Origin of the sequence: Rahnella woolbedingensis, from assembly GCF_003602095.1 — a bacterium.
GTDB classification, from domain to species: Bacteria; Pseudomonadota; Gammaproteobacteria; order Enterobacterales; family Enterobacteriaceae; genus Rahnella; species Rahnella woolbedingensis.
This window is the reverse complement of the sequence record NZ_RAHH01000014.1, coordinates 23,445-41,883: the sequence shown is the minus strand read 5'-3', so window position 1 is coordinate 41,883 and position 18,439 is coordinate 23,445. Positions and strand designations below refer to the sequence as shown.

Sequence of the window (18,439 nt, the reverse complement as noted above, 5' to 3'; positions counted from 1 at the left end):
ATAGTAAGGGCAACAGTGTGACGACGCAATGTATAAACCGGAATGAGAACTATCTTACAATCCCGCAACATGCGGCTTGCGGGCAGTGGTTATGATAGAATTGCAGCGACGCGTTTATCCCTTTTGGCAGCAAAGAATCGGTGTGAAGACTCCTATGACCGTAGAAATAGAATTAAAATTTATCGCCACCCCGGCCGCAATCGCCGAATTACCTTCGCAACTCGCTGGTTTTAACAGCGTGCACACCGCGCCTTCGAAACTGACCAACATCTATTTTGAGACTGCGGAAAACTATTTACGTTCGCACGATATTGGCCTGCGTATCCGTGGTTTCGACGATCAGTACGAAATGACCATCAAAACCGGCGGGAAAGTGGTGGGCGGACTGCATCAGCGCCCAGAATATAATGTCGAGCTGAAAAAGCCGGTATTGAAGCTCAGCGCCTTCCCGAAAGATATCTGGCCGGAAGGCTGTAAGCCTGCCGCGCTGCAAAAAGAGCTGGCTCCGCTGTTCCGTACGGATTTCACCCGTGAGAAGTGGGTGATCACTTATGGCGAAAGCGAGATCGAACTGGGTCTGGATCAGGGCGAAATCGTCGCCGGTGAGCTTTCTGAAGCACTGGCAGAAGTGGAACTGGAACTGAAAAAAGGCAACACCGCCGATCTGCTGGCGCTGGCCGCTGAAATCGGCGCACACGGCGGTTTACGTCAGGGCGGATTCAGCAAGGCAGCCCGCGGCTATCATCTGGCGAAAGGCAATCCTGCCCGTGAAATCAAGCCGTTACCGGTGTTCAAAGCCCAGCCAAAAGCGACCCTGGAGCAGGCGATGTCAGCCATGTTCGAACTGGCGCTGGATCACTGGCAATATCACGAAGAACTGTGGGTGCGTGGCGACAAAACTGCGCGTCTGACCGTATTACAGGCGGTAGAAACCGTGCGTCAGGTTCTGGTGCTGTTCGGCGGCCTGGTACCGCGTAAAGCCTCTTCTGAACTGCGTACATTGCTCACTGATCTGGTGCCTGTGCTGGAACAGAAATCTGCTGATGCGCAGGAAATTTGTTACAGCGCCAGCTATCTGAAATGCAAGTTAGTGCTTACTTCCTGGCTGGCGACTTCAGGCTGGACGCCGTTCATCGACGATAAATCGGCGAAAAAACTGGAAGGCTCCTTCAAGCGCTTTGCCGACATCATGCTGGGCCGCACCGCCGCCGATTTGAAAGAAGCGTTTGCACAGCCGCTGACCGAAGAAGGCTATCGCGATCAGCTGGCGCGTCTGAAGCGTCAGATTATTACCTTCCATCTGCTGGGCGGTGCTTATCCTGAGAAAGACGTTGCTGCGTACATTGCCGGCTGGGTCGAGCTGCAACAGGCTATCGTTCAGCAACAGCATGCCTGGGAGGATTCAGCCCGTTCCCACGCGGTGATGATGGATGCGTTCTGGTTAAACGGACAACCTCGTTAATTGACTGATAAGCCTGGGCAACTTGCCCGGGCTTTTTTTTGCAAGGAATCTGACTTCATGTTGCCACTTTCTTCTGTTTTGCAAAGCCATGCGCAGAGTGTGCTTGAGCGCTGGCGTGAACATCCTGAAAACCTCCCGCTTCCCGATGAGCAACAGCTGGCTGTACTCACCAGCAGTGAATTCGTTACGGACAGCCTGCTGGCGTTCGGGCAGTGGTGGCATGAAATCAATGAAACTCCGCCCGGGGCGCAGGAGTGGCAGCTTTATCGTCCGTGGCTGGAAGAAGCTCTGGCCGGTGTAACGGATGAAAACGGGCTGATGAAAGCGTTGCGCCTGTTCCGCCGCCGTATTCTGACCCGCATTGCCTGGTCGCAATCCGCGCAAACCAGCGAGGCTAAAGACACGCTGCATCAACTGAGCGAACTGGCTGAACTGCTGATCGTCAGCGCCCGCGACTGGCTGTACGACGCCTGTTGTCGTGAATTTGGTACACCGGTGAATGCGGCGGGCGAACCGCAGCGAATGCTGATCCTCGGTATGGGCAAACTCGGCGGCGGGGAGCTGAACTTTTCTTCTGACATCGACCTGATTTTTGCCTATCCGGAAAACGGCCAGACCCGTGGCGGACGCCGCGAACTGGATAACGCTCAGTTCTTCACCCGTCTCGGACAGCGGCTGATTAAGGCGCTGGATCAGCCGACTATCGACGGTTTTGTTTACCGTGTGGATATGCGTCTGCGCCCGTTCGGCGACAGCGGTCCGCTGGTGATGAGTTTCCCGGCACTGGAGGATTATTATCAGGAGCAGGGGCGCGACTGGGAACGTTACGCGATGGTGAAAGCGCGTCTGATGGGCGGCGCGGAAGACATCAGCAGTCAGGAACTGCGCAAAATGCTGATGCCTTTTGTCTTCCGTCGTTACATTGATTTCAGCGTGATCCAGTCATTACGTAACATGAAAGGGATGATCGCGCGTGAAGTCCGCCGCCGGGGGTTGAAAGACAACATCAAACTCGGCGCGGGCGGTATCCGCGAGATTGAATTTGTTGTTCAGGTCTTCCAGCTGATCCGTGGTGGACGTGAACCGGCGCTGCAATTGCGCGCATTGTTGCCGACATTGCAGGCGCTGGAGAATCTGGGGCTGCTGCCGGTCGAGCAGGTGCTGCAACTGCGCACCAGTTATCTGTTCCTGCGTCGTCTGGAAAACCTGTTGCAGGCCATTTCCGATGAGCAGACACAAACCTTACCTTCTGACGAACTGAATCAGGCGCGTCTGGCCTGGGGAATGGATTACGCCGGCTGGCCACAGCTTCTGGATGCAGTGAATGCTCACATGCAGGCCGTGCGTGCGGTGTTTAACGATCTGATTGGCGATGATACGCCGGATGCTGAAGACGATCAGCAACAAGCCCAGTTCAGCAGTTTGTGGATTGATGCGCTGGAACCTGCCGAACTGGCACCGCTGGTTCCACTGCTCGATGAAAATGCGCAGCGCCATGTTTTACAGCAAATTGCCGAATTCCGTCGGGACGTCGATAAACGCACCATCGGACCGCGCGGACGCGAGCAACTGGATTTACTGATGCCGCGTTTACTGGCGCAGGTCTGTATCTATAAAAACGCCGACGTAACGCTTCAGCGCCTGATGCAACTGCTGCTGAATATCGTCACGCGTACCACTTATATCGAGCTGCTGGTGGAATATCCCGGCGCGCTCAAACAGTTAATCCGCCTGTGTGCGGCGTCCCCGATGGTCGCGACGCAGCTGGCCCGTCACCCGTTATTGCTTGATGAATTACTTGATCCGCGCACGTTGTATCAGCCGATTGAACTGACCGCCTATCGTGATGAACTGCGCCAGTATCTGATGCGCGTGCCGACAGAAGACGAAGAGCAGCAGCTTGAAGCCGTGCGCCAGTTTAAGCAGGCGCAGCATCTGCGTATCGCCGCCGGGGATATTTCCGGCGCGTTGCCGGTGATGAAAGTCAGTGACCACTTAACCTATCTCGCCGAAGCCATTCTCGACGTTGTGGTGCAGCAGGCGTGGGAACAGATGGTGGTGAAATACGGCCAGCCAACGCATCTTCAGCTTCGCGAAGGGCGTGGTTTTGCCGTCATTGGTTACGGCAAACTCGGCGGCTGGGAGCTGGGCTACAGTTCAGACCTGGATCTGGTTTTCCTGCTCGACTGTGCGCCGGAAGTCATGACCGACGGCGATCGCGTCATCGACGGGCGTCAGTTTTATCTGCGGCTGGCGCAGCGCATTATGCACCTGTTCAGCACGCGAACGTCATCCGGCATTCTGTATGAAGTCGATGCGCGCCTGCGGCCTTCGGGTGCTTCCGGCATGCTGGTCAGCACCATTGAAGCCTTTGCAGATTATCAGGCAAATGAGGCCTGGACGTGGGAGCATCAGGCGCTGGTCCGCGCCCGTGTGGTCTATGGTGACCCGCAGCTGACGCAGCAATTTAACGCTACGCGCCGCGATATTTTGTGTCGCCAGCGTGATGACGAAGGGCTGCGCAAAGAAGTGCGCGAGATGCGCGAGAAAATGTATGCGCATCTGGGCAGTAAAAAGGCCGACCAGTTTGATCTGAAAGCCGATCCGGGTGGCATCACTGATATTGAATTCATTGCACAATATCTGGTCTTACGTTTTGCTCACGACGAGCCAAAGCTGACACGCTGGTCCGATAATGTGAGGATTTTCGAGCTGATGGCACAATACGACATCATGCCGGAAGAAGAGGCACGAAATCTGACGCAGGCTTATGTCACGCTGCGCGATGAAATTCATCACCTCGCCTTGCAGGAACACAGCGGAAAAGTGGCCGCAGACAGCTTTGCGACAGAGCGTGCGCAAATCCGCGCCAGCTGGGCGAACTGGCTGGGCTGAGGGTTTTTATTCGGCTAACAGGCGCTTGTGATATTATCCGGCGCATTGTGTTTACCCGATTTGATTTATCTGTTTTGGAGTCTTGGGATGAAAGTGACTTTGCCTGATTTCCACCGTGCCGGCGTGCTGGTGGTCGGTGACGTAATGTTAGACCGCTACTGGTATGGCCCGACTAACCGTATTTCACCTGAAGCACCGGTACCGGTCGTGAAGGTGAATACTATCGAGGAACGTCCTGGCGGCGCGGCAAACGTGGCGATGAACATTTCGTCTCTCGGGGCTTCTTCGCGTCTCATCGGCCTGACCGGTGTGGATGACGCGGCACGTGCGCTGAGCGAACGTCTGGCGGAAGTGAAAGTAAACTGCGATTTCGTGGCGTTGCCGACTCACCCGACCATCACCAAACTGCGCATTTTGTCCCGTAACCAGCAGCTGATCCGCCTCGACTTTGAAGAAGGTTTTGAAGGTGTTGATCTCCAGCCGATGCTGACCAAAATCGAGCAGGCCTTACCGCAAAGCGGTGCGCTGGTGCTTTCAGATTACGCCAAAGGCGCGCTGACAGAAGTCCAGAAGATGATCCAGCTGGCGAGAAAAGCCGGTGTGCCGGTGCTGGTGGATCCTAAAGGTTCTGACTTTGAACGTTATCGTGGTGCGACGTTGCTGACGCCAAATCTGTCCGAATTCGAAGCCGTTGTCGGTCGCTGCAAAAACGAAGATGAAATCGTCACGCGCGGTATGCAGCTGATTGCTGATTTCGAGCTTTCTGCATTGCTGGTGACCCGTTCCGAGCACGGTATGACTTTATTGCAGCCGGGCAAAGCACCTTTCCATATGCCAACGCAGGCGCAGGAAGTGTATGACGTGACCGGTGCCGGTGACACGGTGATTGGCACCCTGGCAGCGGCTCTGGCCGCCGGTAATACGCTGGAAGAATCCTGCTTCCTGGCTAATGCCGCCGCCGGTGTGGTGGTCGGTAAACTGGGTACGTCTACCGTTTCTCCGGTTGAACTGGAAAACGCCATCGGCGGGCGTTCGGACGTCGGCTTTGGTGTCATGAATGAAGAACAGCTGAAAGCGGCGGTGGCGATGGCGCGTCAGCGCGGCGAAAAAGTCGTGATGACCAATGGCATCTTCGACATCCTGCACGCCGGACACGTTTCATATCTGGCGAATGCCCGCAAACTCGGCGACCGCCTGATTGTTGCGGTTAACAGCGATGCCTCGACCAAACGTCTGAAAGGTGAAACCCGTCCGGTGAATGCGCTGCAAAACCGCATGATCGTGCTGGGTGCGCTGGGTGCAGTGGACTGGGTGGTTTCTTTCGAAGAGGATACCCCGCAGCGTTTGATCGCCGGGATCTTGCCTGATCTGCTGGTCAAAGGCGGCGACTATAAGCCTGAGCAAATTGCCGGTTGTGAGGAAGTCTGGGCGAATGGCGGTGAAGTGCGCGTGCTGAATTTTGAAGATGGTTTATCTACCACCAAAATCATCAATCAGATCAAAGCGCAGGACTGATTTTAATACCGGCTGTCTGCATGAAAGGGCTTATCTGATAAGCCCTTTTTCTTTTTGAGTATTTCGTCAATAACACAAAACGGAAGTGACTTTGTTATGAGCGGATCCACGCTGTGAGCGGATTAAAACAGGAATTAAGCCTGGCGCAGGGCGTCGGGTTGTTATCCACGTCGTTGCTGGGAACCGGTGTTTTTGCCGTGCCTGCGCTGGCGGCACAACTGGCGCAAAACGACAGCCTGTGGGCGTGGCCGGTGCTGATCCTGCTGGTGTTTCCCATCGCTATTGGTTTCGCCGCGCTGGGAAGACATTTTCCCAGTGCAGGCGGCGCGGCGCATTTTGTCGGTAAAGCCTTCGGCCCGCATATGGCGCGCGTCACCGGCTGGCTGTTTCTGTCAGTTATTCCGGTCGGCTTACCTGCCGCGCTGCATATCGCGGCCGGTTTCTGGCAGGCGGCGTTTGGCTGGAGCAGTGAAAATCTGCTGCTGGTACAGCTCGCAACGTTGCTGGTTATCTGGTTTCTGGGCACACGCAGTGCCGGTTCGAGCGCCAATATCCAGACGCTGATTGCTCTGCTGGTCATTGCGCTGGTAATTGCTATCTGGTGGAAAGGCGGGATTTCCCTGCCTGAAATCCCGTTGCCTGCGATACGTGACGTTTCACTATCAAACCTGTTTGATGCGCTGGCGGTGATGTTCTGGTGCTTTGTCGGACTGGAAGCATTTGCCCATCTGGCGACAGAATTTCGCAATCCGGAGCGGGATTTCCCGCGTGCTCTGCTGATTGGCATGCTGGTGGCGGGCGCCGTGTACTGGGGTTGTACCGTTGCCGTACTGAAATTCCATGCGTGGGGAGAAGGGCGGGAAGCGGGCGCTTCGCTCCCCGGCATCGTCGTGCAACTGTTCGGGCAAAAAGCGCTGTGGGTGGCCTGCATCATTGGCTATCTGGCGTGTTTTGCCAGCGTGAATATTTATACCCAAAGCTTCGCCCGGCTGGTGTGGTCGCAGGCTCAGCTCAAGCCGCACAGTAAGCTGGCGCAGCTTTCCTCTCAGCAGGTGCCGGTCGCTGCGCTGAATCTGGTGGTCGGCAGCTGTATGTTGTTTACCTTGCTGATTTACTGGCTGCATTTGCCGCTGGGCGCGCTGATCACTTACGCCAACGGTATTTTCATCCTGATCTACCTGCTTTGTATGCTGGCGGGTACGCGACTGCTGAAAGGGAGGTCAAAATGGATGGCGATGCTGGGCGCGGTATTGTGCTGCGGATTGCTGGCGATGGTCGGCTGGAAAGCGCTGTACGCGGTGGTGGTGTTTGCGGCGTTGTCGCTGCTGTTGCCACGCTCTAAAGCGGTTCTTAACGCCAGATAAGTGCATGACTACAAAGTAAAAAGGCCTGCTTAGCAGGCCTTTTCTGTTTCCGGACCCATTTCTGCACCCAGCAGCAATCAGGCCGGATCTTGCGGTTTTGCCGCTTCAGCTTGTTTGCCTTCCAGCGCCGCGAGACGTTGTTCCAGTACGGCCAGTTTTTCGCGGGTGCGCAGTAAAACCTGCGTCTGAACGTCAAACTCTTCGCGATTAACTAAATCCATACGGCTGAACTGCGCCTGTAATACCTGACGGATTTTCTTTTCGGCATCTTCACCAAACTCACGGATCCCTTTAGGCATAGATTCATGAACCTGGCGGGCAATTTGTTCAATTTTTTTCGGGTCAATCATGATTAGTCCTTTTCTCGAAGGAGGTGCTTTCCCTTAGTGTAATCGCTGACGCCGTTTCTATAAACCATCAGTGGCACTAATTGGCCAATCCGCAGGATTGCCCTGTTCATTTATTGGCGCTATAGTTGCTTTGCTTATTCTCAGGGCGGGGTGAAAGTCCCCACCGGCGGTAAACCACGGAATATCGGAAGAGTCATAATCCTTCCATGTGGAAGCCCGCGAGCGCTCAATCCTTCGGGGTTAGAGGTCAGCAGATCCGGTGTAATTCCGGGGCCGACGGTTAAAGTCCGGATGGGAGAGAGTAACGATTCAAGCCGGGCACATTATTGCCCGCTGCGTTATTTTTTATAACTGTAGCACGCCATGCGGCTGTTGCAGCTAGCCTCCTCAAGACGCCCTGATTCTGGTAATCCACATACAGAACATGAGGTTATTTTTACCATGAATCAGACCCTACTTTCCGAATTCGGTACATCAACTGAACGTGTTGAGCGTGCTCTTGACGCCATGCGTAACGCCGTTGGTGTGTTGGTACTGGATGACGAAGATCGTGAAAACGAAGGCGATTTAATCTTTGCCGCTGAAAACATGACCGTTGAGCAAATGGCGCTGACTATTCGCCACGGCAGCGGAATTGTGTGCCTCACCATGAACGAAGACAGCCGTAAAAAGCTGGACCTGCCGATGATGGTTGAGAACAACTCCAGCCCGTTCCAGACCCCTTTCACCGTGACTATCGAAGCGGTTGAAGGTGTGACCACCGGCGTTTCTGCCGCTGACCGCATCACGACTATCCGTGCGGCAATCAAAGACGGCGCGAAACCTTCCGACCTGAACCGCCCGGGGCATATCTTCCCGTTGCGTGCGCAGGCAGGTGGCGTGCTGACCCGCGGCGGTCATACAGAAGCGTCCATCGATCTGGCGACACTGGCTGGCCTGAAGCCTTTCGGCGTGCTGTGTGAACTGACCAATGACGATGGCAGCATGGCGCATGCGCCGGAAGTGATTGTCTTTGCCCGTCAGCATAATATGCCGGTCGTGACCATCGCCGATCTGGTGGCTTATCGTCAGGCGCAGACCCGTCAGGCCAGTTAACTGACCAGTAGTGCATGACCAGGAGGCCGCTTATGCGGCCTTTTTGCTTTCTATTGCTGCAATTTGTCTTTAGCGCTATTTCCCACCTTCTTCTTTTGATTTGTCTCATCAAATTTATTGAACATCTCCTTCACGGTTATCCGGCTGTAACCCGTAATCAAAAAGAGTACCGTAATCACATCACGCACAGGCTGCTTTTTGGCCCGCTCACTTTTATTTGCGGTAAGGAATTTATGATGACAACTCAACGTATGCCCGCACTTTTCTTAGGCCACGGCAGCCCGATGAACGTGCTGGAAGACAACACTTATACCCGTGCCTGGCATGCGCTGGGCGGGTCACTCCCACGGCCAAAAGCGATACTGGCGGTTTCTGCTCACTGGTTCACCCGAGGTACCGCTGTGACGGCGATGGAAAACCCGCGCACCATTCACGACTTTGGTGGCTTCCCGCAGGCGCTGTTTGATAAACGTTATCCGGCACTGGGTTCACCGGCGCTGGCGAAACGGGTGCAGGAATTGCTCAGCCCGGTGAATGTGATGGCCGACACCAGCGAGTGGGGTTTTGACCACGGTACCTGGGGGGTGCTTATCAAGATGTATCCTGATGCGGATATTCCGGTTATCCAGCTGAGCATCGACGGCACGCAACCGCCGGAATATCACTTCGAGTTAGGCAGGAAGCTGGCGGTTCTGCGGGATGAAGGTGTGATGATTGTCGCCAGCGGAAACGTGGTGCATAACCTGCGTATGGTGAAATGGGACGGCAACGGCGAGCCATATCCGTGGGCGGTTGCATTCGAGAAATATGTGAAAGATAACCTGAGCTGGAAGGGCGAGGCGAAAGATCATCCTCTGGTGAAGTTTATGGAACATGAGGGCGGCGCGTTGTCGAATCCGTCACCGGATCACTATCTGCCATTGCTGTATGTTTTAGGGGCGTGGGATGGTGCGGAGCCGGTCACTCAGCCGACTGACGGGATCGTGATGGGATCGCTTTCGATGCTGTCGGTACAGGTGGGTTAAGCCGGTAAAGCAAAGAGGATAATGAATTTCTGCATTATCCTCTTTTTTTGTTTTTATCCGACGATGGTATGTGGGTAAAAACGGGACAGATCTTGTGTGATCAGCGCTTTATCTTCGCGGATACCGATGCCGCAAGGTTGATCATTCACCAGCCAGCTGCCGATCAAAGTATAACTGCCTTCAAACACCGGCAACGGATGGAACTGTTGCACGATCATGCCTTCAGCGCCATACGGGCCTTCTACGCTCGCCACTTCCTGGCCTTTTTCGATGACCTTGATGTTAGCGCCTTCGCGTGAGAACAGCGGTTTCACGACGTAGTGATCGAGTTGCGGATGTGCATCTTCGGCGAAATAGGCCGGTAACAGATTCGGGTGATCCGGGAACATTTCCCACAGCAACGGCAGCAGGGCTTTATTCGACAGAATCGCTTTCCAGGCGGGTTCCAGCCAGCGTACACCGGCATCTTCCAGCTTGGTGGCGAACACTTCACGGAACATGAATTCCCACGGATACAGCTTGAACAGGTTTGAGATCACCTGATTCTGCGTGTCAGTGAATTGCCCGCGCTCGCCCAGACCGATTTCCTCAATAAACAGGAACTCGCTGGCCAGTTCGGCTTCCAGCGCGCAGTCCTGCAAATATTGCACAGTACCGCGATCTTCTTCGGTGTCCTGACAGCAGGCGATGTGCAGCAGCGAAAAACCATGTTCGTTTTTCAGCTCGGCAAAACGCTCGATCAGCTTTTCCTGCAAACTGTTGAACTGATCAGCATCCTGAGTCAGGTTGCCCGCCGCGATTTGATCTTCCAGCCACAGCCACTGAAAAAAGGCCGCTTCATACAGAGAGGTCGGCGTATCGGCGTTGTTTTCCAGCAGCTTAGGCGGATTGATTCCGTCGTAAGCCAGATCCAGACGTGAATACAGCGAAGGCTGATTTGTCCGCCATGAACTGCGGACAAAGTCCCAGACGTGTTTTGGGATCTGGAATTTCGCCATCAGCTTGTCGTCATTCACCACGCGCTCAACCACTTTCAGGCACATCTGGTGAATGTCAGCGGTGGCGTCTTCAATCTCTTCAATCTGCGCCAGCGTGAACTGGTAATACGCATCTTCACACCAGTACGGCTCGCCATACATGGTGTGAAAATTAAAGCCAAACTCCGTGGCTTTTTCGCGCCAGTCCGGGCGCTCATTAATGGCTAAACGTTTCATCGGTATCTCTTAGCCACCCATGCTGCGGCCAGGGCTGCGGGTCGCGGCAGAAGAGCTGCGCTGCATCGAGGTTTGTTTAGCAACACTGTCGCCGAAACCGCCACGGGTGATGGTGTTGGTCACGGCCGGTTTTGGTGCCATCGCGGTGCGTGGTACGTTCATGGTACGGCCACCGGTGGTTGCCGGGCCGTAGTTTTTACCGGTCGCATCAACGAATTTGCCGTTCGCCGGGCTGGCAGGATTTTTTGAGCTAAACAGTGGCTGCTGCGCGTAGCCGCCGCCGCTCATCATACGACCCATCATATAACCGGCCATCAGTGGCATCCACATGCTGCCACCGCTGCTCTGGTTTTCAGCTGTCGCAACGCCTGCCTGAGCAGGAGCCTGAGTACACTGACCTTCGCCAAATTCAGCAATACAGTCTTCACGGCTGGCATATTTCGGCGCAGTTTTCGCCGCTTCCTGTTTTGCAGCATCGTAAGCGGCGACACATTGCGCGCTGCCTGACGGATTGGCTTTCGAGCAGTCGTCCGCGTTCTGATACAGAGAAACTGTTTCGTCGGTTTTCTCGCAGCCGGCCAGCATAAAGACCGCACTGACTGCCAGAGCGACAGGAGTGATCCGAGAGCTACGCCATGATTTACGGAAGGTAGCTAAGTTGACTTGTTGTGTCCGTTTCATCGTTCTTATCCCATGTGTAGGGCTTTTTCGCCCTTTCCCAGTAGGGCCTAAGAATAGGGGAAAGTTGGTTAATGTTAAAGCAGCGACAGGCAATTGTTACGAGACTTTACAGAGCGGCGTGACACAGGCAAAAAAAAGCAGCCTTTTCAGGCTGCTTTAGTCGAAATGTGCAGGACTTTTCAGGATCAGTTCTGGAAAGGATTACCGTTCTTTTTCGTGGTGTTCGCAGAGGTTGTTGCACTGGCTTTTTGAGCGCGTGGTGCAGGTGCTGCTGCGGTTTTGTTACCGTAACCGTCTGCTGCTGCATCCTGGTCTGGCGTTTCCGGCGCAACCTGATCAGGCGCAGTCGGAACCGGTTTGCCCAGTGCACCGTTCAGTGCCAGCAAATCGCTTTCGTTCAACGTACCCAGCGCTGATTTAATATTCAGCTGGTTGATCAGATACGTGTAACGTGCGCTGGAAAGCTGTTGTTTGGCGTTATACAGCGTGGTGGTCGCATCCAGCACATCAACGATGGTACGGGTACCTACCTGATAGCCGGCTTCCATTGCATCTAAAGAACTCTGAGCAGAAACAACGGCTTGTTTATACGCGTTGATGCTGCTGATTGAGGCAGAGATGTTGTTGAAGGAAGAACGAACGGTCTGAACAACGCTGCGGTGCGCGCTTTCCAGTTGCTCGCTGGCACCCACGAAGCTGTACTGAGCTTGTTTGACCTGAGAGGTCACTGAGCCGCCGCTGTACAGTGGCAGGGAGAAGCTCAGACCCACTTTGTTCTGACCTGCGTCGGCATCCTGATAGCTGGATCCGCCACCGGTTTTGTCGCCGTGATACTTGGTGTTGCTGATGCCGGTAGAGGCAGTCAGGTCCACCGTTGGCATGTGGCCGGTTTCCGCATAACGGATTTGCTCACGTGCCAGATCCTGTGACAGACGTGCAGACAGCAAGCTCAGGTTGCGGCTTTCGGCTTCTTTCAACAGAGTGGCGACCGGTTGCGGACGCGTGGTGTTGAAGTTGTCGACATTCAGCGAAGACAGCTGCGGATAGTACATACCGGTAACCTGACGCAGAGATTCCAGTGCGTTATCCAGGTTATTACGGGCAGTCACTTCGTTGGCCAATACGGTGTCGTATTGTGAACGGGCGTTCTGCACATCGGTAATCGCGACCAGACCGACGTTAAAGCGCTGCGTGGTTTGATCCAACTGACGGTAAATAGCCTGTTTCTGCGCTTCGGTATAAGAGAGTGAATCGATCGCACTCAAAACGTTGAAATATGCCGTGGCGGAATTCAGGATCAAGGATTGCTGGTCAGTCTGATATGACACATCCTGAATACCCGCAGTTTTTTCCTGCAAGGTCAGGGCGCGCCATTTTGACATATCAAAGATGGTCTGCGTTAATTGCAGGCTGGCACTGCCAACATCACTGTTAACGCCATTGGCATCACGATAGCCATTGGTATATCCATAATCCGCACCCAAACCGAGTTGCGGTAATAAAGGACTGCGGCTTTCGTTGATTTTTTCGAATGCAGCATCCCGGTCAGCAGCAGATTTGCGCAGGTCCGGGTTACTTGTCCTGGCTTGCTGATAGACCTGCATCAGGTTTTCGGCCTGGCTTATCGTACTGAAGCCGCCCAGGCTGAGTCCGATGAGAAGGGGGAGCAGTTTCTTCATTTGCATTCCTTGTTGTGCAGCAATGTTGTTATGTATGGTGGCGCTGTCAAATTACCAATAGACGCGGATTCTAGCAGAGTCAGGCTAACGGGTTGGTTGGCTTAACGTGCCCTCCCGACTGAATGAGCCTAAATCTATCACAAACAACCTTGATTATTATTAACGCATTTTCATCAAATTGACCTCAAAGGGCGATAAATTACCTTTAAGAGGGATAAGGAAACGTTTTATGTCTTCATTTAAACGGTCACCGGTTACTTTCGGCAAAGATGATGTAGAAATTATTGCACGTGAGACGCGATATAAAGGTTTTTTTTCTATTATTGCATATCGGTTTCGCCATCGGCTGTTTAATGGGGAAATGAGCGGTGAAGTTGTGCGCGAAGTTTTCGAGCGCGGACATGCGGCGGTGCTCATACCTTATGATCCAAAACGGGACGAAGTGGTGCTGATTGAACAGATCCGTATCCCGGCACTGGATTCCAGTGATACCCCTTGGCTTCTTGAGATGGTCGCCGGTATCATTGAAGAGGGCGAGACAGTCGAAGATGTCGCCCGCCGCGAAGCACACGAAGAAGCGAACATAGTGGTGAAGCGCTGCAAACCGGCTCTGAATTATCTGGCAAGTCCGGGCGGAACCAGTGAGCGCCTTTCTATTATGGTCGGTGAAGTCGATGCCACAACGGCAGAAGGAATTCACGGTCTGGAAGCAGAGAATGAAGACATCCGGGTACATGTGGTGAGCCGCGAACAGGCCTACCGCTGGGTGGAAGAAGGAGCGATAGACAATGCGGCGTCAGTGATTGCCCTGCAATGGCTGCAACTGCACCATGAATCCCTGAGAAAAGAGTGGGCCAACGAATGATTAAGCGCTATACCCCTGATTTCCCTGAAATGATGAGATTGTGCGAAACTAACTTTGCACAATTGCGCCGTTTAATGCCACGCACCGACGAGCCCGGTGAAACTGTGACATATCAGGTAAGTAGCGCCACGTATCGCCTGACGATCCTCGAATCAACGCGTTATACCTCGCTGGTGGAAATCAAACAGACGGCACCGGCTGTCAGTTACTGGAGCCTGCCTTCGCTCACCGTTCGCCTGTATCACGATGCGATGGTGGCCGAAGTGTGTGCAAGTCAGCAGATTTTTCGCTTCAAAGCACGCTATGATTACCCGAATAAAAAGTTGCATCAGCGTGATGAAAAGCATCAAATTAACCAGTTCCTGGCGGACTGGCTGCGTTATTGCCTTGCGCATGGAGCGATGGCAATTCCGGTTTGTTAGACAGACTTCAACAACAAAGGAAACGATTTGGAAAGCCTGTTTACACTGCCTTTGGTGAATGGGGCCAAAGTCAGGATTCTACAGATTACTGATACCCATCTCTTTGCCGGCGAAGATGAAACGTTGTTAGGCGTGAATACGTTTAACAGCTATCGCGCAGTGCTGGATGCCATCAAGGCACAGCAGCGTGAAGTGGATATCATCGCCGCAACAGGTGACCTGGCTCAGGATCAGTCGCTGGAAGCCTACCATCAGTTTGCCCGCGGCATTTGTGAGCTCACCGCTCCTTGTGTCTGGCTGCCCGGCAACCATGATTTTCAGCCAGCGATGGTAGATGCGCTGCGCGATGCCGGTATCAACCCTTCCAAGCACGTACTTCTGGGGCAACACTGGCAGGTCGTTCTGCTCGATACCCAGGTGTTTGGCGTGCCGCACGGTGAACTGAGCGAATATCAGCTGGAGTGGCTGGAACGTTGCCTGAAGGGTTATCCGGATCGTTTTACGTTGCTGATGCTCCATCATCACCCGTTGCCTTCCGGCTGTACGTGGCTGGATCAGCACAGCCTGCGCAACGCACATATGCTGGCGAACACGCTGGTGAATTACCCGAAAGTGAATACGCTTTTGTGCGGACATATTCATCAGGAACTGGATCTCGACTGGTATGGCCGTCGTCTCTATGCGACGCCCTCAACCTGTGTGCAGTTCAAACCGCATTGCACTAATTTTACGATTGATACCGTTGCGCCGGGCTGGCGCTATCTTGATTTGTATCCGGATGGCCGTGTGGAGACTGAAGTCTTCCGTCTGGCAACCAGCGAGTTTCATCCTGACACGGAGTCGGACGGCTACGAATGAACACCTTACTTTACCTGCACGGATTCAACAGTTCCCCGAACTCAGCCAAAGCCACGTCGTTAAAAAACTGGCTGGCGGTCAATTATCCCCATATTGATATGGTGATCCCGCAACTGCCGCCTTATCCGGCGGACGCGGCTGAGCAGCTGGAAACGCTGGTTATCCAGAATGCCGGTAAAAAACTGGGGATTGTCGGCTCTTCGCTTGGCGGATATTACGCCACCTGGCTGTCGCAATGTTTTGCCGTGCCCGCAGTGGTGGTGAACCCCGCCGTGAAGCCGTATGAGCTGCTGATCGACTTCCTCGGACAAAACGAGAACCCCTACACCGGCCAGCAATATGTGTTAGAGTCACGCCACGTTTATGACCTGAAAGTGATGCAGGTTGAACCGCTGGAGTCACCTGATTTAATCTGGTTACTGCAGCAAACGGGCGATGAAACTCTCGATTACCGTCAGGCTGTGGCGTATTACACCACCTGTCGCCAGACGGTCGAACCCGAAGGGAATCATGCATTTGTCGGCTTTGAGCGTTTCTTTTCGCCGATTGTAGATTTCCTTGAACTGGCCGCAGACTAACATCGTCAGGGTGATTTGATCCCCGGATTTATCGCGTCTGCTTGCTGCCAGTGCTGATTCCCGCCCAAATACTGTATCGTTAGCCCACAAACCTATGAGCCACGAATAATCAACGATGAGCCAATCAACTTATAACGCGGATTCCATAGAGGTCCTCAGCGGACTCGAACCGGTGCGCCGCCGTCCGGGCATGTATACCGATACCACCCGGCCAAACCACCTCGGCCAGGAAGTCATTGATAACAGCGTGGATGAGGCATTAGCCGGCCACGCGAAACGCATCGAAGTCATCCTTCACGAAGACCAGTCTCTTGAAGTCATCGATGATGGCCGTGGTATGCCGGTGGATATCCACGCGGAAGAAGGCGTCCCGGCAGTCGAACTGATTTTCTGCCGTCTGCACGCAGGTGGTAAATTCTCAAATAAAAACTACCAGTTCTCCGGCGGCCTGCACGGCGTGGGTATTTCGGTGGTCAACGCCTTATCTAAACGTGTCGAAGTGGCGGTAAAACGCGGCGGCGAAGTGTATGAAATGGCGTTCGAAAACGGCGATAAAGTGCAGGATTTGCACGTGACCGGCACCTGCGGTAAACGCAATACCGGCACCAGCGTACATTTCTGGCCAGATGGCAGCTTCTTCGACAGCCCGCGTTTTTCGGTCAGCCGCCTCAGCCATTTGCTGAAAGCCAAAGCCGTACTGTGTCCTGGCGTAGAAATCCTGTTCAAAGACAAAGTGAATAACACCGAACAACGCTGGTGTTATGACGACGGTCTGACTGACTACCTGATGGAAGCGGTTAATGGCCTGATTACCCTGCCAGAAAAAGCCTTCGTCGGTAATTTTGCCGGTGATACTGAAGCGGTCGACTGGGCGCTGTTGTGGCTGCCGGAAGGCGGTGAACTGCTGACCGAAAGCTACGTCAACCTGATCCCGACCATGCAGGGCGGTACACACGTCAACGGTCTGCGTCAGGGGCTGCTCGACGCCATGCGTGAGTTCTGTGAATTCCGCAATATCCTGCCGCGCGGCGTGAAGCTGTCTGCGGAAGATATCTGGGAACGCTGCGCCTATGTGCTTTCCGTGAAAATGCAGGATCCGCAATTCGCCGGTCAGACGAAAGAACGTCTGTCATCACGTCAGTGTGCGGCGTTTGTTTCCGGTGTGGTGAAAGATGCGTTCAGCCTGTGGCTGAACCAGAACGTTCAGGCGGCAGAACAGCTGGCGGAACTGTGTATTTCCAGCGCCCAGCGCCGTCTGCGCGCGGCGAAAAAAGTCGTGCGTAAGAAACTGACCAGCGGCCCTGCGCTGCCGGGCAAACTGGCGGACTGTACGTCGCAGGATCTGAACATGACTGAACTGTTCCTGGTGGAAGGAGATTCCGCAGGCGGTTCTGCCAAACAGGCGCGTGATCGTGAATATCAGGCGATCATGCCGCTCAAAGGTAAGATCTTAAATACCTGGGAAGTCTCTTCCGATGAAGTGCTGGCTTCGCAGGAAGTGCATGACATTTCTGTAGCGATCGGTATTGATCCGGACAGCGAAGATCTGACCCAGCTGCGTTACGGCAAAGTCTGTATCCTGGCGGATGCGGACTCCGACGGCTTACATATCGCCACGTTGCTGTGCGCGCTGTTTGTCCGTCACTTCCGGTCTCTGGTGCGTGGCGGCCATGTGTATGTGGCGATGCCGCCTTTATACCGTATCGATCTGGGCAAAGAAGTGTTCTATGCGCTGGACGAGCAGGAAAAAGAAGGCGTGCTGGATCAGCTGAAACGCAAGAAAGGCAAACCGAACGTACAGCGCTTTAAAGGTCTGGGTGAAATGAACCCGTTACAGCTGCGCGAAACGACGCTGGATCCGAATACCCGCCGTCTGGTGCAGCTGACTATCGATGAAGAGGATATCGATCAGACGCTGCGAATGATGGATATGTTGCTGGCCAAGAAGCGTTCTGAAGATCGCCGCAACTGGTTGCAGGAAAAAGGCGACACCGCCGAACTGGACGTCTGATCCTTTCACCGTCGCCATAAAAAAATGCCGGACGCTTTGCAGCTCCGGCATTTTTGTTTCTGAATTTTGGTTTCTAGAAAATCGATGTCTTAGAAACGAATCAGAAAATCACGCTTTCTCAATAATATGGATCACTACATCCAGCACGTCGGCTTTGATGTTTTCGCGGTGCTTGTCCATATGCTCAGCCTGCTGATGCGCTTCTAGATGCGCCAGGCTTTCCCAGTCTTCCAGCATAAAGATGGAATCAGGTACCGTTTTACGCCACGGGATCTGACCGCTGAAATCAACGTAAGGCTCATAACGGTGACAGCCTTTCTCTGCCAGAACGTCCGGCAGCAGGGCGGTGATTTTTTCCATAACCGAATCGCGGCGGCCTGGTTTTACTTTGATTTCAGCAATAACAGTGATCATAAAAACCTCTT

At 53.9% G+C, this 18,439-nt stretch carries 16 protein-coding genes and 1 riboswitch; of the genes, 11 read left to right on the top strand and 5 right to left on the bottom strand.

All coding sequences use genetic code 11. The features are described 5' to 3' along the window. Positions 1-154 precede the first annotated feature (154 nt). The 4 genes from D6C13_RS13245 (at position 155) to yjeH (ending at position 7,236) form a co-directional block, all read left to right on the top strand. Positions 155-1,462 carry a CYTH domain-containing protein gene (locus D6C13_RS13245; RefSeq protein ID WP_120133205.1) on the top strand — a complete coding sequence of 436 codons (1,308 nt, stop codon included), beginning with the start codon at positions 155-157 and terminating at the stop codon, positions 1,460-1,462. Positions 1,463-1,519: 57 nt separating this feature from the next. Beyond that, positions 1,520-4,357 (top strand): bifunctional [glutamate--ammonia ligase]-adenylyl-L-tyrosine phosphorylase/[glutamate--ammonia-ligase] adenylyltransferase, encoded by a 2,838-nt coding sequence (glnE, locus tag D6C13_RS13240; protein WP_120133204.1) that lies wholly within the window; start codon positions 1,520-1,522, stop codon positions 4,355-4,357. An 87-nt stretch (positions 4,358-4,444) separates the two neighbouring features. Next, positions 4,445-5,872: a bifunctional D-glycero-beta-D-manno-heptose-7-phosphate kinase/D-glycero-beta-D-manno-heptose 1-phosphate adenylyltransferase HldE gene (hldE, locus tag D6C13_RS13235; RefSeq protein WP_120133203.1), complete on the top strand. Its 1,428-nt coding sequence runs from the start codon at positions 4,445-4,447 to the stop codon at positions 5,870-5,872. A gap of 113 nt (positions 5,873-5,985) precedes the next feature. Continuing rightward, positions 5,986-7,236, top strand: coding sequence for an L-methionine/branched-chain amino acid transporter (gene yjeH, locus D6C13_RS13230; protein WP_120133202.1), 1,251 nt, complete (start codon positions 5,986-5,988; stop codon positions 7,234-7,236). A gap of 77 nt (positions 7,237-7,313) precedes the next feature. Here yjeH and ubiK read toward each other — a convergent pair whose 3' ends face one another. Then, entirely contained in the window at positions 7,314-7,586 is a 273-nt protein-coding gene (gene ubiK, locus D6C13_RS13225) for a ubiquinone biosynthesis accessory factor UbiK (RefSeq protein WP_120133201.1), read from the bottom strand. A gap of 132 nt (positions 7,587-7,718) precedes the next feature. Further along, positions 7,719-7,893, top strand: a riboswitch (FMN riboswitch). A 134-nt stretch (positions 7,894-8,027) separates the two neighbouring features. On the opposite strand from ubiK, the gene ribB reads away from it, so the two are divergent. Both ribB and ygiD read left to right on the top strand, forming a co-directional pair. Then, positions 8,028-8,681, top strand: a complete 654-nt coding sequence (ribB, locus tag D6C13_RS13220) for a 3,4-dihydroxy-2-butanone-4-phosphate synthase (protein WP_120133200.1) — start codon at positions 8,028-8,030, stop codon at positions 8,679-8,681. Positions 8,682-8,917: 236 nt separating this feature from the next. Further along, positions 8,918-9,706 carry a 4,5-DOPA-extradiol-dioxygenase gene (ygiD, locus tag D6C13_RS13210; RefSeq protein WP_120133199.1) on the top strand — a complete coding sequence of 263 codons (789 nt, stop codon included), beginning with the start codon at positions 8,918-8,920 and terminating at the stop codon, positions 9,704-9,706. A 53-nt stretch (positions 9,707-9,759) separates the two neighbouring features. Here the strand turns inward: ygiD and D6C13_RS13205 are convergent, their stop codons facing one another. The 3 genes from D6C13_RS13205 to tolC all read right to left on the bottom strand — a co-directional run bounded on the left by D6C13_RS13205 (position 9,760) and on the right by tolC (position 13,286). Beyond that, positions 9,760-10,920 (bottom strand): glutathionylspermidine synthase family protein, encoded by a 1,161-nt coding sequence (locus D6C13_RS13205; protein WP_120133198.1) that lies wholly within the window; start codon positions 10,918-10,920, stop codon positions 9,760-9,762. 9 nt (positions 10,921-10,929) lie between these two features. Continuing rightward, positions 10,930-11,601 carry a DUF1190 family protein gene (locus D6C13_RS13200; protein ID WP_120133197.1) on the bottom strand — a complete coding sequence of 224 codons (672 nt, stop codon included), beginning with the start codon at positions 11,599-11,601 and terminating at the stop codon, positions 10,930-10,932. Positions 11,602-11,786: 185 nt separating this feature from the next. Then, positions 11,787-13,286: an outer membrane channel protein TolC gene (gene tolC, locus D6C13_RS13195; protein ID WP_279630067.1), complete on the bottom strand. Its 1,500-nt coding sequence runs from the start codon at positions 13,284-13,286 to the stop codon at positions 11,787-11,789. Between the two features lie 223 nt (positions 13,287-13,509). Here tolC and nudF point away from each other — a divergent pair, with 223 nt between their 5' ends. From nudF to parE, 5 genes are all read left to right on the top strand, one after another. Beyond that, positions 13,510-14,145, top strand: coding sequence for an ADP-ribose diphosphatase (nudF, locus tag D6C13_RS13190; RefSeq protein ID WP_120133195.1), 636 nt, complete (start codon positions 13,510-13,512; stop codon positions 14,143-14,145). Next, positions 14,142-14,567 (top strand): DUF1249 family protein, encoded by a 426-nt coding sequence (locus D6C13_RS13185; protein WP_120133194.1) that lies wholly within the window; start codon positions 14,142-14,144, stop codon positions 14,565-14,567. Before nudF ends, D6C13_RS13185 begins: the two co-directional genes overlap by 4 nt. 27 nt (positions 14,568-14,594) lie before the next feature. Further along, on the top strand, positions 14,595-15,425 hold the full coding sequence (cpdA, locus tag D6C13_RS13180; RefSeq protein WP_120133193.1) for a 3',5'-cyclic-AMP phosphodiesterase: 831 nt from the start codon (positions 14,595-14,597) through the stop codon (positions 15,423-15,425). Further along, positions 15,422-16,003: an esterase YqiA gene (yqiA, locus tag D6C13_RS13175; RefSeq protein WP_120133192.1), complete on the top strand. Its 582-nt coding sequence runs from the start codon at positions 15,422-15,424 to the stop codon at positions 16,001-16,003. The genes cpdA and yqiA overlap by 4 nt, the downstream gene beginning before the upstream one ends. A gap of 115 nt (positions 16,004-16,118) precedes the next feature. After that, entirely contained in the window at positions 16,119-18,014 is a 1,896-nt protein-coding gene (parE, locus tag D6C13_RS13170; protein WP_120133191.1) for a DNA topoisomerase IV subunit B, read from the top strand. A 108-nt stretch (positions 18,015-18,122) separates the two neighbouring features. On the opposite strand, the gene D6C13_RS13165 is transcribed toward parE, so the two are convergent. Beyond that, positions 18,123-18,428: a putative quinol monooxygenase gene (locus D6C13_RS13165; protein WP_120133190.1), complete on the bottom strand. Its 306-nt coding sequence runs from the start codon at positions 18,426-18,428 to the stop codon at positions 18,123-18,125. Between the last annotated feature and the right edge of the window lie 11 nt (positions 18,429-18,439).

What these genes read in the sequence shown, in the direction of transcription:
- tolC (WP_279630067.1), bottom strand. Translation starts at nt 13,286, where the DNA reads ATGCAAATGAAGAAACTGCTCCCCCTTCTCATCGGACTCAGCCTGGGC.
- D6C13_RS13200 (WP_120133197.1), bottom strand. Translation starts at nt 11,601, where the DNA reads ATGAAACGGACACAACAAGTCAACTTAGCTACCTTCCGTAAATCATGG.
- glnE (WP_120133204.1), top strand. Translation starts at nt 1,520, where the DNA reads ATGTTGCCACTTTCTTCTGTTTTGCAAAGCCATGCGCAGAGTGTGCTT.
- D6C13_RS13185 (WP_120133194.1), top strand. Translation starts at nt 14,142, where the DNA reads ATGATTAAGCGCTATACCCCTGATTTCCCTGAAATGATGAGATTGTGC.
- parE (WP_120133191.1), top strand. Translation starts at nt 16,119, where the DNA reads ATGAGCCAATCAACTTATAACGCGGATTCCATAGAGGTCCTCAGCGGA.
- hldE (WP_120133203.1), top strand. Translation starts at nt 4,445, where the DNA reads ATGAAAGTGACTTTGCCTGATTTCCACCGTGCCGGCGTGCTGGTGGTC.
- D6C13_RS13165 (WP_120133190.1), bottom strand. Translation starts at nt 18,428, where the DNA reads ATGATCACTGTTATTGCTGAAATCAAAGTAAAACCAGGCCGCCGCGAT.
- yqiA (WP_120133192.1), top strand. Translation starts at nt 15,422, where the DNA reads ATGAACACCTTACTTTACCTGCACGGATTCAACAGTTCCCCGAACTCA.
- D6C13_RS13205 (WP_120133198.1), bottom strand. Translation starts at nt 10,920, where the DNA reads ATGAAACGTTTAGCCATTAATGAGCGCCCGGACTGGCGCGAAAAAGCC.
- D6C13_RS13245 (WP_120133205.1), top strand. Translation starts at nt 155, where the DNA reads ATGACCGTAGAAATAGAATTAAAATTTATCGCCACCCCGGCCGCAATC.
- nudF (WP_120133195.1), top strand. Translation starts at nt 13,510, where the DNA reads ATGTCTTCATTTAAACGGTCACCGGTTACTTTCGGCAAAGATGATGTA.
- ubiK (WP_120133201.1), bottom strand. Translation starts at nt 7,586, where the DNA reads ATGATTGACCCGAAAAAAATTGAACAAATTGCCCGCCAGGTTCATGAA.
- ygiD (WP_120133199.1), top strand. Translation starts at nt 8,918, where the DNA reads ATGACAACTCAACGTATGCCCGCACTTTTCTTAGGCCACGGCAGCCCG.
- ribB (WP_120133200.1), top strand. Translation starts at nt 8,028, where the DNA reads ATGAATCAGACCCTACTTTCCGAATTCGGTACATCAACTGAACGTGTT.